Here is a 911-nt window from a genome sequence, read left to right on the forward strand (position 1 = left end):
CCCCCCCCCCCCCCCCCCCCCCCCCCCCCCCCCCCCCCCCCCCCCCCCCCCCCCCGTTTTCACAGATGTGTATAAGAGACAGGCGCCAGCTATCGACTACGTGTTGGTAGCTGGCGTTTTTACTTTGAGGTTTATAATAATATCTCCTCTCCTCTTCATCCCTCTTCGGAGGGATTTTTTTTTTGCTTGCAATCTAAGATCCCTACGTGTATAGTACAACAACTAACCAAACACACAGAGGAATAAAATGAAAACTGATATTTATAAAGGCTCCCGATTCTCCAGTGAACGTAATGCACTGTTCAGCATGATTTCAGATGGGATGTTGAAAGGTCTACGTAAGTGTAATGCCATTGTAGCCGGAGGAACACTTACATCTTTGTTCTCTAACCAAGATGCTAACGATATCGACCTGTATTTCCGCACTCAAGAAGACATGCAGAATTTCATCTTGTTCTGCCACGGAGTTGAGGGATTCGAATCAAAGGATCACGTTAAGATTGTTGAAACCACACTAAAGCCTAACAGCCGCGAAGCTTTAGAGGAGTTCGACCCGTCAAACGATGGTTTCCCTGCCTATACTGCGGAGTGTATTAATATCGGAAGAACTTCAAAGTCAGTGATGTATACAGGTAAGCGAGATCACACATTGCAGGTCATCGTACTTAACACATTTGAAAGTCCGGCAGACATCTTTAAACGCTTCGACTGGACTATCAACATGGCGGCATACGATTTCGCAAAAGATGAATTTGAATTCCAACAAGATTTCTTGAAGGATTTATCTCAGCGCCGACTGTGCATTAACGTAGATACCCTGTACCCAATCATCTCATTGCCTGTCTCTTATACACATCTGACAGGGGGGGGGGGGGGGGGGGGGGGGGGGGGGGGGGGGGGGGGGGGGGGGG

1 protein-coding gene is annotated in these 911 nt (G+C 48.5%); it reads left to right on the forward strand.

What is annotated here, in order from left to right; genetic code table 11:
• Window positions 1-247 precede the first annotated feature (247 nt).
• Window positions 248-911: Gabija anti-defense Gad2 family protein (locus tag H8Z83_RS19200; protein WP_494546122.1), on the forward strand; the 664-nt coding region annotated here is incomplete at its 3' end.

The sequence above is a fragment of the Dysosmobacter segnis genome (assembly GCF_014297285.1).
Classification (GTDB): domain Bacteria; phylum Bacillota; class Clostridia; order Oscillospirales; family Oscillospiraceae; genus Oscillibacter; species Oscillibacter segnis.